A 17,119-nucleotide genomic window follows, 5' to 3' on the forward strand; every position below is an offset into this window, starting at 1 on the left:
TCTTTAAGATTCGTCCATGATATCAATGTAGAACTTTCCATTCTCAAAGCTGCAAAAAGAAATTTGCTTTATATCCTGATACCCCAGCTTTCTTAACTCCTGCCGCAGCCATAGATTTGTTTTATGGATTCGTTCTAGGTTATCTTCATTGATACATCCGTCGATAATCAACGGGATGGTGATATCCCCAAGCTGTTGGTTGGCTTTTTCTTCCTTTTCAAAAACCGATAATTTTCCGGAGGATTCAAGGATTGCAAATTCAACGTCTGAAATTCTGCGGATATCCTTTTCGCGTAATTGGAGTAATAAATCATCAAAATTGTAACGCTGTTTTCGCATCGCATGCTCATCAATCTTTCCCTGATTAATAATAATCGTTGGCTTTCCATCAACTAAATCCCGAAATCGTTTGCTCTTTAATGAAATGATAGCAAAGATGATTTGCATCAACATTAACAGCAGCATTGGCAGGATTGAATGGGATAATGGGTCATTTGTATCTTCGATTGCTATAGCCGCCATTTCGGCAATCATGATAAAAACGACCAAATCAAGGATGCTTAATTCACCAATTTCTCTTTTTCCCATAATCCGAAAGATAAGGAGAATTAAAAAATATAGTACAATCGTTCGGAAAAGTATGATGAAATGTTCTTCCATTTTTGGTCGCCCCTTTTCAATCTCTATTTTTTATCAAAACATACAAAAAAATAATAGGAAGTTGATGCCATTTTAAAAGAAAAGCGGAAGCGCCCGGTTAGCGACATACACTTACTGGGTACTGGCACCTATTGTATGTCGAGGCTAGACAGTTATCACAGTTCCGAAATTCATACTTATCTTAAAATAAAATTCTACTTTTTATACCACCTGAATATGCTTGTACTAGGAAAGAAACTGTTTATCTGTTGTGGGATTAAACAGTTGGAATTTTGCCTAAAGGCATAAGAAGGGGGAGAACAAAAATCGAATCAAAAAGCTTTGGAACTGCCGTACTATACGGCCTCATTTTTATTTTTGTTTTTGCTGCCCTCAGCAGCCTGATTATTTCCTTCATTCTCAGATTCACATCTGTTCGTGAAGGATCACTTCAATACATGACTACTGCCTTATCTTTTATTGGGCTGTTTGGCGGTGGGTTTTTATCAGGTGGGAAAAGGAAGCAAAAGGGCTGGTTAATTGGCGGGATAACGGGGTTGTTTTATTCGCTTGTCATCTTTTTGTTTCAATACTTAGGATTTGACCACCTTTTTAATGTAGAACAGTTAATTTACCATACTTGTTATACACTCATTGCAATGATGGGTGGAATTTTAGGAGTAAATATGTCTTCAAATAACTCTCGAACAGCATAGAAAAGGAAGCCATCTTTTGGCTTCCTTTTCTTTACATTATTAATCTTTTTTAGCTAATTTATCTTCTGGGGCGGCTTCCACTACATCACGAATGGCAGAGCGCTCATAAGTAAGACGACTGCCGTCGCCGCATTTAATAACAGCTTTATTGTCATCGATTGAATCGATAAAACCATGTAATCCACCAATCGTAACGATTTTATCACCCTTTTTAAGACTACTTTGCATGTCTTTAACGGATTTTTGACGTTTTTGCTGCGGGCGAATTAATAAAAAATAAAACAACACAAACATTACAATCAACGGTAAAATTGTTCCAAGATTTCCCAAATTTGTTTCCCTCCTTTCATCTATTAAAAATTCTTTGCGTCAGGCTTGTTAAAGCCATAACGTTCAAAAAATTCTTCTCTAAAATCACCAAGCCTATCTTCCATTATAGCTTGTCTGACCTGTTCCATCAATTTTAACAGAAAATAGAGATTATGATAAGTCGTTAACCGAATTCCGAATGTTTCGTCACAACGAATTAGGTGACGGATGTAGGCTCTGCTGTAATTTCGGCATGTATAGCAATCACAATCTTCATCAATTGGACGAAAATCGCGGGCGTATTTTGCATTTTTAACCACGAGCCTTCCGTTGCTGGTCATAAGTGTCCCATTCCTGGCAATCCGTGTTGGCAATACACAATCAAACATATCAATGCCGCGAATTGCTCCATCAATTAACGAATCTGGTGAGCCTACCCCCATTAAATAGCGGGGTTTATTTGTTGGCAGCAATGGGGTTGTAAATTCAAGCATACGATTCATGATTTCTTTTGGCTCGCCAACTGATAACCCGCCAACCGCATAACCTGGAAAATCAAGCGATACAAGGTCGTTTGCGCTTAGCTTGCGGAGCTCTTCATATTCGCCTCCTTGGACAATACCAAAGATCCCTTGTTCATCCGGACGCTGATGTGCATTTAGACAGCGTTCAGCCCAACGCGAAGTTCTTTCCACTGACTTTTTCATATATTCAAACGTGGCCGGGTAGGGCGGACACTCATCGAATGCCATCATAATATCCGAACCAAGCGCATTTTGGATTTCAATTGCTTTTTCCGGCGACAAAAATAACTTGTCCCCATTTAAATGATTACGAAAATGAACGCCTTCCTCTTCAATTTTGCGAAATTCACTTAAACTAAAAACCTGAAATCCCCCGGAATCCGTTAAAATGGCCCGATCCCAATTCATAAATTTATGCAGTCCGCCTGCTTCTTTTATAATTTCATGCCCTGGGCGAAGCCATAAATGATACGTATTACTTAAAATAATCCCAGCGCCCATTGTTTTTAATTCCTCTGGCGACATGGTTTTAACCGTTGCAAGTGTTCCTACCGGCATAAATGCCGGTGTATCAAAGGAACCGTGGGGAGTATGGACTCTCCCTAATCTCGCACCAGTTTGTTTATCTGTTTTTATTAATTCATAACGTATGGCAGTCAAAAAAACTGTCTCCTTCCATTCAGATGTTGCTTAGATAATTAACATGGCATCACCAAAGCTAAAAAAGCGATACCGTTCCTTTACCGCCGTTTCATAGGCATGCAAAATATTTTCCCGTCCTGCTAATGCGCTAACTAACATCACAAGTGTCGACTTTGGTAAATGGAAGTTGGTTATTAATCCATCTATTGCCTTAAATTCGTAGCCTGGATAAATAAAAATATTGGTCCAGCCGCTGCTTTCCTGGAATCCCCCGTCATTTGCCGAAGCAATCGTTTCAAGGGTCCTCGTTGACGTAGTCCCGACTGCAATGATTCTACCACCTTCGCCTCTCACTTCATTCAATAAGCGCGCGGTTTCTTCGGAAATCATATAAAATTCAGAGTGCATGTCGTGCTCTGTGACTTCCTCCACACTTACTGGCCTAAATGTCCCAAGACCAACGTGTAAAGTAATAAACGCAATATGTACGCCCAAGTTTCTGATTTCGTCCAACAGCTCTTCTGTAAAGTGGAGTCCTGCCGTTGGTGCAGCTGCAGACCCAAGTTCGCGAGCATATACCGTCTGGTAGCGGTCGCGGTCTTCCAATTGCTCATGAATATACGGTGGGAGGGGCATCTCCCCTAATTGATTAAGGACCTCGAGAAAAATACCCTCATATTTAAATTGAAGAGTCCTACCGCCATGATCGGAGGTATCCGTGCAAACGGCTGTTAACACACCTTCACCGAATTCAATTTCAGACCCCACTTTGATTCTTTTCGCAGGCTTCACGAGTGTTTCCCAACGATCATCCTCAAGCTGTTTTAAGAGCAGCACTTCAATTTTTGCTCCGGTATCTTTCTTAACACCAAAAAGGCGTGCCGGCAGTACTTTTGTATCATTTAAAACAAGGCAGTCACCTGGTCTTAAATGCTCTTTAATATCTTTAAAAATCGAATGGTTGATCTCACCCGTTTTTTTGTTTAATACTAATAATCTACTGTCAGTCCTGTTTTTTAACGGGACTTGGGCAATTAATTCTTCAGGCAAATCATAATCAAATAAATCTACTTTCATGGATAACACCCTTACATTTTGTTTTTTATCTAAATCGGCCTAAAAAATGAAAGATGACCGATAAAATGATGCTGATGACAATGCAGGTAACAACCGGAAAATAAAAGGTTGCATTCCCTTTTTTAATCAAAATATCGCCGGGGAGCTTGCCTAAATGCAAAAATGGCATAAGAAAGCCGATCACAAAAATAATCGCACCGATGATCATGAGCGTTTTTGATAAACCAGTCAATCCAATGGCACCTCCATATGGAAATGTTGATAGACTAAGGGGGTAACCACTCGTCCTCTCGGTGTTCTTTGCAAGAACCCAATTTGCAGCAAATAAGGCTCATAGACATCTTCAATTGTTTCTCGTTCTTCTCCAATCGTTGCGGCAATGGTATCAAGGCCAACTGGACCACCGCGAAACTTCTCAATGATTCCTCTTAGCAGCTTGTGGTCAATATGATCAAGACCCAACGGATCAACTTGAAGCCGCTCTAATGCTTCAGCAGCTAACACGTGATCAATATTCCCATTTCCTTTTACTTGGGCAAAATCCCTGACTCTCCGCAACAAACGGTTGGCAATCCGAGGTGTCCCTCTTGATCTTCTCGCGATTTCTGATGCTGCAGATTCACTTATTTCGGTTTCGAATACTTCAGCAGTTCGTTTAACAATACTTGTTAGTTGATCTTCTTTATAATACTCGAGTCTGCTCAAAACTCCAAATCGATCCCGAAGCGGAGCCGAGATTGCTCCCGCTCTTGTTGTGGCGCCAATTAGCGTGAACGGCGGCAAATCAAGACGAATCGAGCGTGCACTCGGCCCCTTCCCAATCACAATATCAAGGCAAAAGTCCTCCATCGCAGGATAAAGGACTTCCTCAATTGACCTTGGCAGGCGGTGTATTTCATCAATAAATAAAACATCCCCCGGCTCAAGTGCAGTAAGAATCGCAGCCAAATCACCCGGTCTTTCGATCGCTGGTCCCGAAGTAGTCCGGATATTCACTCCCATTTCATTAGCAATAATCACGGCTAAGGTTGTTTTTCCTAATCCAGGCGGCCCGAATAAGAGGACATGGTCTAATGCTTCCTGCCGAAGTTTTGCTGCCTCTATAAAAATTTCTAAGTTTGCTTTTATTTTATCCTGACCAATGTATTGTTTTAAGTTTCTAGGTCGAAGACTTTGTTCGATACTACTATCGTTTGGATCTGCCTCACTCGACATAATTCGTTCTTCCATTGATGATCACCCTATTTTAAAAGCCTTTGCAAGGCTTTTTTAATATATTGATCGGTCGACAACTGTTCATTTCTTAAATCAGGTGAAATCTTTTTAATTTCCTTATCCGTATATCCAAGTGCTTTCAAAGCCAGAATTGCTTCTTCAAAGGCTACCGTATCCGCTTGTACTGGGATAGTCCTGTCATCAACATTAAATAAGTTTGGAAAAAAGTCAGGTACAATATTTTGCAACTTTCCTTTTAAGTCAAGAATCATTTGCCTGGCTGTTTTTTTCCCCACTCCCGGGAATTTTACCAGAAAGCTTTCATCCTCTTGCTCAATCGCCTGAACAACCTGTTGTACTTCTCCAGATGCAAGAATAGCCAGTGCACCTTTTGGTCCTATTCCAGAAACACTTAGTAATTTTGTAAACAAACTTTTTTCTTCCCTTGTTTCAAAACCATAGAGGGCAATGATATCCTCACGAACATATTGAAACAAGTAGATAATAACGTTCTGTTTTATTTTACTAGAATAAATAAATGGGTTCGGTGTTGAAATTTGAAAGCCAAGACCATTATTTTCAATGACAATGTACTCTGGACAAACAAACTCCACCGTTCCCTTAATAAATTCAAACAATGCTTTTCTCTCCCCCAGCTTCGTCCCCATCTCTTTATTATCTGTATACCGATGGGCGTTGATCAATTCTTCGATGCTGTATTTATTCTATCATATATTGCTTAGGTTGAAGAGTAACTAACTAAAAAACCAGGCTGATCATATCAGTCTGGTTTTATCGATCAGTATGTTTATCCTCCATCAGTGGAATACGGCTTGAAGGTCTCTAGTACCTGGACATAGCGATCCTTTGTTTTTATCGGGATCCCATCGAGCAATTCTTTCTGTTTAATGCTTTCAAGTTTTTTAATATCTATTTGAAAAAAGGATTGAATAATTTTTGATTGTTCGGGTCTTCCATTAAATATCGATAACACACCTTTATGGGTTATGCCAAAATACCCATTTGTTTTTAGCAATGGTGAAATATCATCAATTTCCTTGCTAAAAACAATTTCCTTTTCATCAATGTCTTTCAGCTTCCACTGATCATATTTTGCCCAAAAGTTTTCAATTGAATAAATGTTCTCTTGGACAACTTCATAACTAACTTCACCATTGAGATAGATTCTCTCTAGGACAATCTTCATGTGCAGAGGTTCCGTCTTTTGGGTGTCCATTTTAGCGGCGGAGCCAACCATAATTAAACCTGGTGCCCTTCCAATAAGCATGAAGAGAAAAACGGCGATTGCGGCAGTAGTGGCTTGCTTGAAAGCCGTCCTATTGAACCTCATGCATGATCACCTCTTATTCTAAAAATATATTCTTTGTTCCGTTTATAGTTTAGCCTCTTTTTGCCAATCTATCCTGCCTATAAAATAAAAGTGGAAGGCCGGTTAATATGGCCCTCCACTTTGTTTTTTATTTCGTTCCAGCCCTGACTCCTGTTTGATTATTTCGGTCACGGCTAAAGGTTCCTTCATCGGTAATTACTGTTACTGCTCTGTTATTGGCATAGGGTTTAACAGCTTTTTGAATCGCCTTCTTCGTAGAGCCTGCCTTGCTTTTATCGATTAAATCAACAGAAATTAATACGGATGAACCATATACAACAGAACGAACATTCTGAACATTGTTCACTGCCAAAACCTTTTGACGGATTTGGTCTGATATTCGCCCAAGTGTTTGAGGATCTGTTGTAGTGCCTGTATTGTTTATATTTTGATTTAACTGATCATGGTAATTAACATCGCCTGTACTAAAGCGGTTATCCTTGTTTAAAAATTGGTCATGGGCACTAAGCGGCTTTGTCGGATTTGGAGGGTTTCCATTTTCATCCCGGGTTTGAAGTGCTCTTCTCTTTTGGCTGTCAGTTACTTGATCTTCAGCCCCTAGAGTATGGTCCATGAATTCCGTCATTGGTCCATCATTGTCTGCAAACAACCCTGAAGTATTATTTTGGTGATTCTCATTCGAATAATACCCGATTGGACGGACGTTATCGTTAGTACGTTCATTTACACCCGAGCGATTATTTCCCGCGCATCCTGAAGCTCCCAACAGAGAAATGACTAAAAAAGGTGTTAACAAATGTTTTTTATTCAAACGAAAAACCCCCTCGCTAACATCATGAGCAAATAAAATTGCTCATTTTTAGAGTGTTACTGCATGGGGAATTCCATTCTGACAAAATGGACCAATATCATAGTCAGATATCAATTTTTGCCAATTTCTTTTTTAATTTTTCAACAAACTTTCGACGTAAAGAGAGCTGATTCAGCGTTAATTCAAGAACATACTTATAATAATGATGATTTTCATGCTTTTTTTCTCTTAGAATTCGGTTCCACTCCCGGAAAATATCCGTTGGAAACGCTAATGCATATAAAAATGCTCTTGCCTTTAAAAACTTGCTTATTTGTTGATATTGTGAAAGCTGGTCAATTGACCAACCAATAGAAGGAAGAATCCGATTGGCATATTGTAATAAATCAATGGATTCAGGTCCGATGTGAATTAAATCAAAATCAATTAAGTGTAAGTTACCTGAAGTATCCCGCAAAAAATTATGATGGGCCACATCACCGTGCAAAATAACGTAGGGCTCTTTGACAAAAAAGCTTTCATTTTCTTTCATTCCATTTAAGGAAAATTGTGCCCATTCTAACAGTTCATTTAGGCATTGTTCATTTAAAAAATAACAAATTTGGGAACAATTCCGCTTGAAAATCCTTAAACGCTCCGACCATTTTGCATGCAGGTCACTATAGGGAAGCAGCGTCTTATATCTGGTAACACACGAGGATGTGACAAAATGAAATTCCTCTAAAAGTCTAAGCCCTTCTTTACGGTTTTTATGTGAATAAAATGTAAACGGCCTTGGATGGGGTTCAAGGTACTCCATGCAGCCAAAATATTCTCCTTCAAAAAAAAGCTGTTCTTTCACAATTTCCGGAACATAAACATAGGTTTTTTCAAACCCCTCCTGGCGAATTGTGCCGGTAAATGTCTCTTGTATTATTAATTTTTTGTATTTAGAGTATCCCTTCACTACATAAGTGTTTTTCTCTGTTTTAACAATATAAACAGAATCCCGAATTTGCTCCATTTTTACAATTGGTTCCTTAAATTGCTGTCTGAAATAGGAAAGGAGACGATTAAAATAATCATCTCCTCCATTTTTAATAACTGCCATTTTCATCACTTGCGTCAACATCCCGCGGCATCCCATACGGTCCAGTTCCCATTGGCCCCATTCCATATGGATTCATAAATGGAGGTTGTGCAAACTGAGATGGAGCTGTATATGGTGCCATATAAACAGGAGGAGTAGTCGGGACAAAGGTTGTTTGCGGTACTGCAGGTGGTGCGCCACAGCCACAGTCAGCTAAACCGCCAGTAGCTACGGGTAATGGACCACCTGGATAAGGCTGTGCTCCTGCACTCTGCATCATGTCAGATGATTCATACTCAACATGTGTTCCTGGACCCATTTGCGGATACCCGTAAGGTATTTGCCCATATGGATAGTACGCTGCAGGGTTGCCATATCCGGGTGCCATTGCAGGATTTTGATAAGGATCTCTTGGACTTTGCTGGGTCGGGTATTCCCCCTGGTATCCTGATGCTCCTGCTGGGTAACCTCCCTGCATTTGTGGGTAACCTGGGTATGCTCCTCCCTGGTAGCTACCTGGCATTTGCGGAGAAACTGGATACGACCCGCCTGGGTAGCCTCCCTGTACTTCAGGATTGCCCGGATATGCTCCTCCTGTCGGATAACCTCCTTGCGCCTCTGGGTATCCTGGGTATGTTCCTCCTGGATAGCCTCCCTGCATTTCCGTATTTCCTGGGTATGCTCCTCCGGCTGGATAACCTCCTTGTGCTTCCGGATAGCTTTGGTATGCTCCTCCGGTTGGATTTCCCGAATAGGCTTGCGCTTGATAACCTGGCTGTGCCTCTGGAAATCCCGGATGGCCACCTGTAGAATAGCCACCTGGAGCTGAAAATCCTTGATAAGGTACTGGTTCATAACCTGCCGGCATTTGCCCCCCCGGTCCCATTCCCGGCTGAAGATATTGTGTTTGAACCGGGTATCCTGGGGTTTGAACAGGTCCACCGACAACTGCACCAGGATTCATAAATGGCATTTGCTGCATAAAAGATGAGGAAGATTCATCCTCAAAATGCATTGGCATGTAGGCAGCTCCGCCAACTGCCGGCGCAATCCCTGGTCCCGCCGGAATAGTTCCATGTGGCATAGGCGTTGCACCTGGAAACTCTGCATATGGCATAACTGCACCCATCGGGTAGCCAAGCGGTGGGCAAAATCCAGGCCCTGGCATTATAGGTGTAACTGGAACGCACTCAGGTTCACACACCGGCTGTTCCATTACTGGCGGAGGTGCTTCGACGACTGGAGCTTCAACGACTGGAACCTCTTTCTTAGGGACTTCCTTCACCTTAGGAAGGATGTTCACTGGTGCAGGCGGCGGCTGTGGTTTAGGCTGTTGAACGGTCATATTTTCCATGTTCATCATATAATAATTATTTATATCAATTTCTGGGATCACTGGAGTAGGCATTTTAGGAATATAGGGTGCTTTAGGTGCTTCTTTTATTGGGATTTCCTTAATAGGAGCTTCAACAATCGGCATTGGTTTTGGCTGCTCTTTTGCAAACGGATGCTCAGCAATGGGCATTTCTTTTTTTATTCCTTGATTGATTGCTGCTCCGGGTTTTGTCCCCATTGGCATTTCTTTCTTAATCATTCCACCTGTTGTAGGGACTTTCACTTTCATTCCGGGCATAATCATATCAGGGTTGCTGAGCTGTGAATTCATCTTTTTCAGCTCTTCAAAATTCACGCCGTACTTCTTGGCGATCTTCCAAAGAGTATCCCCTTTCTGTACGATATGGATCTTCACACTATTTCCCTCCTATGGCATAAGTCCATATAGTGTATGTGAGAATGGGCAAAGTGCTAATCTTCTTCAGAAAAACTTATGCATCTCTTTTTCAAAATATGATAATGGACAAAAAAAAGACGAAGCAGGGAATAATCCTGCTCCATCTTTTAGGTTTCATATCTTTTAACTTTGATAACTGTCTGCCTTCGACACATAAGACGAGGAAAGTTTCGGGCGTTTTCGCTTTTCTATTTTTTATGCAAAATTCAGCATTTTTTCTAGTGCTAGTATAGCCTTGGTGGCAATTGTTTCTTCAACCTTGATAAGTTGGTGTTCTGACTCTTCAATCGTGTCTAAACACCAAACCAAATGCGGAAGATCGATTCGATTCATGGTCATGCAAGGGCACATATTTGGATTTAACGAAACAATTTTTTTATCTGGATGATTTTGGATAATCCGATTCACAAGGTTCATCTCAGTACCAATCGCCCATTCAGATCCAGGTTCTGCACTTTCAATTGCTTTAAGAATATAATTAGTGGATCCGGCCATATCCGCCAGTTCTACAACTTCACGGCTGCATTCAGGATGAACAATGATCTTCATGTTTGGATATTGAGTTCTCGTATCAATGACATTTTGGACGGTAAAATTTTCATGGACGGAGCAATGTCCCTTCCATAAAATAACTTTTATTTTCGAATAATCTCCATCATATTCAAGTGTGTTCGTAATTGGATTCCAGACAGCCATTTCGTCTAAAGGTACCCCAAGCGTGAAGGCTGTATTTCTGCCAAGGTGTTGGTCAGGCAAGAATAAAATCCGTTCTTTCTGATCAAATGCCCATTTTACCATTTTCTCGGCGTTTGAGGATGTAACCGTTGCCCCGCCATGCTCACCAACAAATGCTTTAATAGCAGCAGTTGAATTTACATATGTCAATGGCAGTATGGTGTCACCGAATTGTTCCTGCAGCTTTTCCCATGCTCTTTCGGTCTGATGAATATCTGCCATATCTGCCATTGAACAGCCTGCTCTCATGTCAGGTAAATAGACCTTTTGGTTTTCAGTTGTTAAAATATCAGCTGTTTCGGCCATAAAATGGACTCCACAAAAAATGATAAATTCAGCATCTTTATTGGCTGCGGATATTTGCGCTAATTGTAAGGAGTCTCCAGTAGCATCAGCAAACTGTACAACTTCATCTTTTTGGTAATGGTGTGCTGGTATAAATAACCTTGATCCCCATTTCTCCTTGGCATCTAAAACCCTTTGCTCCAGTTCTTCACGTGACATCTGTCTGTATTTTTCTGGAATAACGATCGTTCTTTGTAATGATGACAAGATACTCATTCTATTCCCCCCCTTTATCCACATTTACTCTTACACTAATATCAAGTGCTTTATAGGAATGTGTCAACAATCCTAATGAAATATAATCCACCCCTGTATCCCGGTAGGAAGCGAGGTTGCTTAATTGAATTCCGCCTGAGGCTTCGGTAATAATTCCAGCCGGAACTAATTTTATAAACTCGTTAATTTCATCAGGAGTTCGGTTATCAAACATGATCACATCCGCACCCGCATTGACTGCTTCAATAACCTGCTCCTCGGTTTCAACCTCGACCTCAATTTTAACCATATGTCCGGCCTTTTCCCGGACAGCTTCCACTGCGTTGCGAATTGAACCTGCAAAGGAAATATGATTATCCTTTATCATTACGCCATCATATAGACCAAAGCGGTGGTTGAAGCCTCCGCCCGTGCGGACAGCATATTTTTCAAGCATTCGGAGTCCTGGTGTTGTTTTCCTTGTATCACAAATCTTTGTATGGGAGCTGTTCAACGTTGTCACGGCTTTTTGTGTTAACGTTGCAATGCCGCTCATCCTTTGAATAAGATTCAAAATAACTCTTTCTCCCTTTAATAAATCAGCAATTTTCCCGGATGCCGTTGCAAATTGTTGACCACTCTCAATCGGATCGCCATCTTTGACCAGTACATCTGTTTTAATGTCCGAATCAAACAACTTAAAGCCGGTTTTAATAATTTCCTCCCCGCAAAAAACCCCTGCTTCTTTTGCTATAAAAACAATTTTTCCGTTTGTACCATCTGTAAAAATAAGATCTGTTGTTATGTCCTGTTCGCCGATGTCTTCTATAAAAAAGCTCTCAAGTAGCGAAGATAGTTTGAATTTGTTCATGATCTTTTTCCCCTTCTCGTTTTCGGATATGTGAAATGGTTTGTTTTATCCAATTGCGATCATCTTCAAAGGGATAGTCATTTCGATAATGACCCCCGCGGCTCTCTGTACGCTCTAGGGCAGAGTCTGTAATTAACTCTGCAACAAGTACCATGAAAGCTCTTTCTATATCTTGGGAAGTATAGCCGTCCAAGTTTGTCATTTCATTCACTTTAAATTGGGCTAACCAGTTTTTCTGTTTGATCAGCATTTCACTGTTACGGACAATACCTACCCGGGCCATCATATTATTCTGCAAGGTTTTCAGCTCTGGTAAATTGGCTCGTTTTTGGAGGAATGAATCTGATATCTTTTCAGGTTCAGCAGTTAACGGCTTTAAAGGTGCTTCATTAATCCATTCAGATAGCTTTTTCCCTTGATATAATCCTTCTAGCAAAGAATTACTGGCTAAACGGTTTGCACCATGAAGACCTGTGCAGGAAGCTTCACCAATCGCAAACAACCCGTCAATCGAAGTCCTTCCAATTAGGTCCGTTTTGATTCCTCCCATTAAGAAGTGGCTTCCGGGGACGACAGGGATCCTACCCTGAGATAAATCAACTCCATTTTCTGTGCAAATCTCGGTAATGGTTGGAAATCTTTTCGTAAAGTTCGGAATACAGCGAATATCTAAGTAAATATTTACCCCCTTACTTACATATTCATAAATCTTTTGCGAAACAACATGCCTTGGAGCAAGGTCCTTTAAAGGATGGACTCCCTCCATAATTGGAGTACCATCGTCGGTTACAAGAATCGCGCCTTCTCCCCTGACTGCTTCTGATACAAGTCCTCTTGTTTCTCCATCTATATACAACAATGTTGGGTGAAATTGGTTGAATTCCATATCAACAATTTCTGCACCAGCCAAATAGGCCATTGCAATTCCATCACCAGTTACTGTTTCTGCGTTTGAGGTGTACGTATATAATTGCCCGCATCCGCCTGTTGCAAGAATAACGTGATTTCCATAATAAGCTTGAATTTCTCCATCAGGCTTTTTCCCTTTAACTCCGATACACCGATTTTCTTTTATAATAAGTTCATAAGCGAATAAATCTTCTTCAATTTTTACGTTTTCCTTTAGTTGACTAATTAAATATTCAACCACATTTTTTCCTGTGGCATCACCGCCGCTATGGACGATTCTTTTCTCACTATGTGCACCTTCCATACCCAGCAGCATTTCACCATTTTGATCTTTATCAAAAACAGAACCTTTCGTGAAAATTTCACGAATAAGCGCTGGTGCCTCATTAACGATGGCTCGGACAGATTCCTCGTTGTTATAGAATCTTCCTGCTTTCAACGTGTCAATAAAATGCTTGGAGGGATGATCTTGTTTACCAAGAGCAACTGCAATACCACCTTGAGCAAGATATGAATTTGCATTTCTCACCTTTGACTTTGTGATTACTCTCACATTTATATTCTTACTAAGAAGGGCTGCTAATTGTAAGGCGGCAACTCCGCTGCCAACAATTAAAACATCATCATACGTCATTTGATAGCCTCCTAAATTTACAGGTGTCTTGACATCTATATTTACATAGATTTAAACTAATGACAAGTACTTTTCCCACAAAAAAATGTTTTGGAGGGTATTATGATCTATTTCGACTTTGCTGCGACAACTCCGTTAGATATTGAAGCTGCTGAAGTGTATGTCAAGGTAGCAACGGATTTCTTTGGAAATTCAAACAGCCTCCATGACATTGGCTCACAAGCCGCTGGATTACTCGAAAACTGCCGCGAGGAGCTTGCCGCTCTTGTAGGAATTGACAAAACAGGACTTTTTTTTACCAGCGGTGGATCTGAGGGGAATTTTTTGGCAATTGAGGCTTTGCTTTCGACAATGGAGAAGGAAAAAAACCATATCATTACAAGCATTGCAGAACATTCCTCCATCCATGGTGCATTGAAAAGATTGGAAAAATGCGGGTATACGGTTACTTATCTTCCTTTTACAGAAGAAGGTATAATTGACCTAGACAAAGCAGCTGCTGCACTCAAACCGGAAACCGCACTACTAACGATTCAACATGTGAATTCAGAAATTGGAGCCATTCAGCCAATTGAAGAAATAGCGAAGATATGCAGGGCGAATAACATTCTATTTCATAGTGATTTTGTTCAGTCATTTGGAAAATTGGATCTGAAGAAGGTGGCACCGCTTGTAAGCAGCTTTTCCTTCTCGGGCCATAAAATATATGGGCCAAAAGGAACAGGAGCTGTGTACATTAACCCGCAAATCGGCTGGAACTCCTTTTTTCCTGGCACCACACATGAAAAAGGCCTACGACCGGGCACGGTAAACGTTCCCGCTATCGTGGCAATGACGGCTGCTGCTCAAAAGATCATTGCCCAAGCGGGTGAGGCGGAAAAGAAATTCGAATCCCTCCGCCAAGTATTTATCGAGACGATCAGTCCCATTAAAGAGTGGGTAAATATAATCGAGGCAAAAAGTGATAACCAGCTCCCAAGTATCATTGGATTGACGATTTCTGGGATTGAAGGCCAGCTGTTGATGCTGGAGTGCAACCGTCAGGGATTTGCTATTTCAACAGGCAGTGCCTGCCAGGTTGGCATGCAGACTCCGTCAAAAACGATGGAGGCATTGGGATTAGAAAACGAACAAGCGAAGGAATTTATTCGGATTTCATTTGGTAAAACAACAACGATTGAAGAGGTTCAAAAACTCGGGGAAACAATAACGAATATTGTCAACAATATAAAGAAGCTTCATTATTAACTTTGGGAGGATTCTCTCTACTATCTATAAGCAAATCATTTAGGAGGAATCTATGGCTGAGCAAAAAAAATTATTAGGCGAAGAAAGACGGACTTGGATTTTGCAGCAGCTAAAGAACACCACTTCTCCTATAACCGGAAGTGAACTAGCTGTTAAAACAAATGTAAGCCGGCAAGTTATTGTTGGAGATATAACGATTTTGAAAGCAAAAAATGAACCCATTATTGCGACCAGCCAAGGGTACTTATATTTAAAGCAAAATGCTGTTATCCAGAATTTTGAACGGACTGTTGCCTGCCGTCATTCACTTGAAGACACAGAACGAGAATTGAATTTATTAGTCGACCACGGGGTAACTGTTAAAGATGTCAAGGTTGAGCACCCTGTTTACGGTGATTTAACAGCTTCCATTATGGTTTCCAACCGGCAGGAAGTAAAACAGTTTATGGATAAATTAAGATCCACAAAAGCTTCACTTTTAGCAGAACTGACAGGCGGGATCCATCTCCATACACTAGCTTCAAGCAGCAAAGAAGCCCTATCTAATGCAGAAGCAGCATTGGGCGATGCAGGTTTTTTAATTAACGCATGAAAAAAAGGATCCAGGTTTAAAAAATAACCCGGATCCTTTTTTTAATTAAAATCAATCAGGAAGGACGGATAGCTTCCCAACAGTCTTACTCCGCAGCCCAAGGCTTCCAATTCTTCAATTGCCCCCGGAATCAAAACGCCGTCAAGTTTCATACCAATATCAATAATGAAAAAATAATTGCCAATACCAGTTTTCATAGGCCTTGATTCAATTTTTGACAGATTGATTTTTCTCCATGCAAAAGCGGACAATACCTGGTGCAGGGCGCCTGCATAATCGTCTGGAAGTGTCACCATAATCGTTGTTTTATAGCCGATTAAGCCTTCCTTTACTGCTTCTAAATCATAATTTTTATGGGACAGGATAACGAAGCGGGTATGGTTGTATGCAAAATCGTGAATATCCTTCTGAACAATCACTAAGCCATATTCCTTTGCTGCCTGCTCATTAGCAATTGCAGCTATCATTAATTCAGGATGTTCCTTTACCATAACTGCTGCACCGGCCGTCGAGGAAACACTCTCAATAGATGCCTCTTTAAAGTGGCTTTGTAAAAATTTATGGCACTGGGCAATTGCATGAGAATGGCTATAAACTTTTGTGATTTCCTTCCATTTCTCTTGGTTGTCTGGATGGACCATAAAATGTTGTCTAATCGGAGCAGTAATTTCCCCAATGATCGGTATTTCAACCTCTCTTGTTAAATAATCAAGTGTAATCGGCACTGAGCCCTCCAGTGCATTTTCAACTGGAACAACAGCAAGCTCCACTTCCTGATTTTCGACAGCATCGATACAATCTGGAATTGTCCGATATGGTAGATGGTCAAGACTCGGGAAAAATCTGCTCACTGCCATTTGGGTAAATGTAGCCTTTGGACCAAAATAACCTACTTTCACAATTTCCCTCTCCTTTTTCATATGTACAGCTCTATCTAAAATCAAATTAGAGTGCTTCACTAGTACCTTACGCACCCGTTCCGAGCACTTCCACTTTATCAACAAATTCTAATTTCCTAAGTTCTGCAAGAAAATCCTCAATATCCCCGAGGATATTAGATGTGTTAATTGACATGGTAACGTTCGCCCTTCCCTGCAAGGGAATCGTCTGGTGAATGGTTAGAACATTGCATCCAGACGAAGCTACAACACTTAATAGCTGGGATAATGTACCTGAGCGATCCTCGAGATAGAAGAAAAGCGTAACTAACCGCTCTTGTTTTATCGATGAAAACGGAAAGACCGTATCTCTGTATTTATAAAAAGCGCTTCTGCTTAAATCGACGCGATGAACAGCATCCCAAACAGATTCTGCTTTCCCTCTGTCAAGCATTTCCTTGACCTCGATTGTTTTTTTCATGGCTTCAGGTAAAACATCTTCACGCACCAAATAAAATTTTTTATCTGATTTGTCTGCTCTCATCTCTCCACCTCTATAATATCGGA

19 protein-coding genes are annotated in these 17,119 nt (G+C 40.8%); 3 read left to right on the top strand and 16 right to left on the bottom strand.

Annotated features, from left to right (window positions below):
• Positions 1 to 3: 3 nt before the first annotated feature.
• The gene (locus JN080_RS03090) at positions 4 to 660 is read right to left on the bottom strand and encodes a DUF421 domain-containing protein (protein WP_256234438.1); all 657 of its coding nucleotides are present in this window, start codon (positions 658 to 660) and stop codon (positions 4 to 6) included.
• 272 nt (positions 661 to 932) lie between these two features.
• On the opposite strand from JN080_RS03090, the gene JN080_RS03095 reads away from it, so the two are divergent.
• Positions 933 to 1,355, top strand: coding sequence for a TIGR04086 family membrane protein (locus JN080_RS03095; protein WP_256234439.1), 423 nt, complete (start codon positions 933 to 935; stop codon positions 1,353 to 1,355).
• A gap of 39 nt (positions 1,356 to 1,394) precedes the next feature.
• Here JN080_RS03095 and yajC read toward each other — a convergent pair whose 3' ends face one another.
• The 13 genes from yajC to nadB all read right to left on the bottom strand — a co-directional run bounded on the left by yajC (position 1,395) and on the right by nadB (position 13,834).
• Positions 1,395 to 1,685 carry a preprotein translocase subunit YajC gene (gene yajC, locus JN080_RS03100; protein ID WP_256234440.1) on the bottom strand — a complete coding sequence of 97 codons (291 nt, stop codon included), beginning with the start codon at positions 1,683 to 1,685 and terminating at the stop codon, positions 1,395 to 1,397.
• A gap of 23 nt (positions 1,686 to 1,708) precedes the next feature.
• Positions 1,709 to 2,848, bottom strand: coding sequence for a tRNA guanosine(34) transglycosylase Tgt (gene tgt / locus JN080_RS03105; RefSeq protein WP_256234441.1), 1,140 nt, complete (start codon positions 2,846 to 2,848; stop codon positions 1,709 to 1,711).
• 30 nt (positions 2,849 to 2,878) lie between these two features.
• Positions 2,879 to 3,907 (bottom strand): tRNA preQ1(34) S-adenosylmethionine ribosyltransferase-isomerase QueA, encoded by a 1,029-nt coding sequence (gene queA / locus JN080_RS03110; RefSeq protein ID WP_256234442.1) that lies wholly within the window; start codon positions 3,905 to 3,907, stop codon positions 2,879 to 2,881.
• 25 nt (positions 3,908 to 3,932) lie between these two features.
• The gene (locus JN080_RS03115) at positions 3,933 to 4,139 is read right to left on the bottom strand and encodes a DUF2905 domain-containing protein (RefSeq protein WP_256234444.1); all 207 of its coding nucleotides are present in this window, start codon (positions 4,137 to 4,139) and stop codon (positions 3,933 to 3,935) included.
• Positions 4,136 to 5,137 (bottom strand): Holliday junction branch migration DNA helicase RuvB, encoded by a 1,002-nt coding sequence (ruvB, locus tag JN080_RS03120; protein ID WP_256234445.1) that lies wholly within the window; start codon positions 5,135 to 5,137, stop codon positions 4,136 to 4,138. The genes JN080_RS03115 and ruvB overlap by 4 nt, the downstream gene beginning before the upstream one ends.
• Before the next feature lie 11 nt (positions 5,138 to 5,148).
• On the bottom strand, positions 5,149 to 5,760 hold the full coding sequence (ruvA, locus tag JN080_RS03125; protein WP_256234446.1) for a Holliday junction branch migration protein RuvA: 612 nt from the start codon (positions 5,758 to 5,760) through the stop codon (positions 5,149 to 5,151).
• Between the two features lie 170 nt (positions 5,761 to 5,930).
• Positions 5,931 to 6,473: a BofC C-terminal domain-containing protein gene (locus JN080_RS03130; RefSeq protein ID WP_256234447.1), complete on the bottom strand. Its 543-nt coding sequence runs from the start codon at positions 6,471 to 6,473 to the stop codon at positions 5,931 to 5,933.
• Between the two features lie 127 nt (positions 6,474 to 6,600).
• The gene (locus tag JN080_RS03135) at positions 6,601 to 7,284 is read right to left on the bottom strand and encodes a YhcN/YlaJ family sporulation lipoprotein (protein ID WP_256234448.1); all 684 of its coding nucleotides are present in this window, start codon (positions 7,282 to 7,284) and stop codon (positions 6,601 to 6,603) included.
• Positions 7,285 to 7,387: 103 nt separating this feature from the next.
• Positions 7,388 to 8,395 carry a phosphotransferase gene (locus tag JN080_RS03140; protein ID WP_256234449.1) on the bottom strand — a complete coding sequence of 336 codons (1,008 nt, stop codon included), beginning with the start codon at positions 8,393 to 8,395 and terminating at the stop codon, positions 7,388 to 7,390.
• Positions 8,361 to 10,103, bottom strand: coding sequence for a SafA/ExsA family spore coat assembly protein (safA, locus tag JN080_RS29580; protein WP_256234450.1), 1,743 nt, complete (start codon positions 10,101 to 10,103; stop codon positions 8,361 to 8,363). Before safA ends, JN080_RS03140 begins: the two co-directional genes overlap by 35 nt.
• 237 nt (positions 10,104 to 10,340) lie before the next feature.
• Positions 10,341 to 11,441, bottom strand: coding sequence for a quinolinate synthase NadA (gene nadA, locus JN080_RS03150; protein ID WP_256234451.1), 1,101 nt, complete (start codon positions 11,439 to 11,441; stop codon positions 10,341 to 10,343).
• A 1-nt stretch (position 11,442) separates the two neighbouring features.
• Complete coding sequence (gene nadC / locus JN080_RS03155) at positions 11,443 to 12,291, bottom strand: carboxylating nicotinate-nucleotide diphosphorylase (RefSeq protein ID WP_256234452.1); 849 nt, start codon at positions 12,289 to 12,291, stop codon at positions 11,443 to 11,445.
• A complete protein-coding gene (gene nadB, locus JN080_RS03160) occupies positions 12,260 to 13,834 on the bottom strand; it encodes an L-aspartate oxidase (RefSeq protein ID WP_256234453.1) in 1,575 nt (524 codons plus the stop codon). Before nadB ends, nadC begins: the two co-directional genes overlap by 32 nt.
• Before the next feature lie 99 nt (positions 13,835 to 13,933).
• Here nadB and JN080_RS03165 point away from each other — a divergent pair, with 99 nt between their 5' ends.
• Both JN080_RS03165 and JN080_RS03170 read left to right on the top strand, forming a co-directional pair.
• The gene (locus JN080_RS03165) at positions 13,934 to 15,082 is read left to right on the top strand and encodes an IscS subfamily cysteine desulfurase (RefSeq protein ID WP_375141575.1); all 1,149 of its coding nucleotides are present in this window, start codon (positions 13,934 to 13,936) and stop codon (positions 15,080 to 15,082) included.
• 52 nt (positions 15,083 to 15,134) lie between these two features.
• Positions 15,135 to 15,674 carry a transcription repressor NadR gene (locus JN080_RS03170; RefSeq protein WP_256234455.1) on the top strand — a complete coding sequence of 180 codons (540 nt, stop codon included), beginning with the start codon at positions 15,135 to 15,137 and terminating at the stop codon, positions 15,672 to 15,674.
• Between the two features lie 41 nt (positions 15,675 to 15,715).
• On the opposite strand, the gene pheA is transcribed toward JN080_RS03170, so the two are convergent.
• Both pheA and JN080_RS03180 read right to left on the bottom strand, forming a co-directional pair.
• Positions 15,716 to 16,573, bottom strand: coding sequence for a prephenate dehydratase (gene pheA / locus JN080_RS03175; RefSeq protein WP_256234456.1), 858 nt, complete (start codon positions 16,571 to 16,573; stop codon positions 15,716 to 15,718).
• Between the two features lie 67 nt (positions 16,574 to 16,640).
• On the bottom strand, positions 16,641 to 17,096 hold the full coding sequence (locus JN080_RS03180) for an ACT domain-containing protein (RefSeq protein WP_256234457.1): 456 nt from the start codon (positions 17,094 to 17,096) through the stop codon (positions 16,641 to 16,643).
• Between the last annotated feature and the right edge of the window lie 23 nt (positions 17,097 to 17,119).

The sequence above is a fragment of the Bacillus sp. EB600 genome (genome assembly GCF_024494385.1).
Classification (GTDB): domain Bacteria; phylum Bacillota; class Bacilli; order Bacillales; family Cytobacillaceae; genus JAEVLT01.

Bases quoted from the DNA above. Each gene is read 5' to 3' on its own strand.
- JN080_RS03090 (WP_256234438.1), bottom strand. From the start codon at position 660: ATGGAAGAACATTTCATCATACTTTTCCGAACGATTGTACTATATTTT.
- queA (WP_256234442.1), bottom strand. From the start codon at position 3,907: ATGAAAGTAGATTTATTTGATTATGATTTGCCTGAAGAATTAATTGCC.
- ruvB (WP_256234445.1), bottom strand. From the start codon at position 5,137: ATGGAAGAACGAATTATGTCGAGTGAGGCAGATCCAAACGATAGTAGT.
- JN080_RS03130 (WP_256234447.1), bottom strand. From the start codon at position 6,473: ATGAGGTTCAATAGGACGGCTTTCAAGCAAGCCACTACTGCCGCAATC.
- JN080_RS03140 (WP_256234449.1), bottom strand. From the start codon at position 8,395: ATGTTGACGCAAGTGATGAAAATGGCAGTTATTAAAAATGGAGGAGAT.
- nadA (WP_256234451.1), bottom strand. From the start codon at position 11,441: ATGAGTATCTTGTCATCATTACAAAGAACGATCGTTATTCCAGAAAAA.
- nadC (WP_256234452.1), bottom strand. From the start codon at position 12,291: ATGAACAAATTCAAACTATCTTCGCTACTTGAGAGCTTTTTTATAGAA.
- nadB (WP_256234453.1), bottom strand. From the start codon at position 13,834: ATGACGTATGATGATGTTTTAATTGTTGGCAGCGGAGTTGCCGCCTTA.
- JN080_RS03170 (WP_256234455.1), top strand. From the start codon at position 15,135: ATGGCTGAGCAAAAAAAATTATTAGGCGAAGAAAGACGGACTTGGATT.
- JN080_RS03180 (WP_256234457.1), bottom strand. From the start codon at position 17,096: ATGAGAGCAGACAAATCAGATAAAAAATTTTATTTGGTGCGTGAAGAT.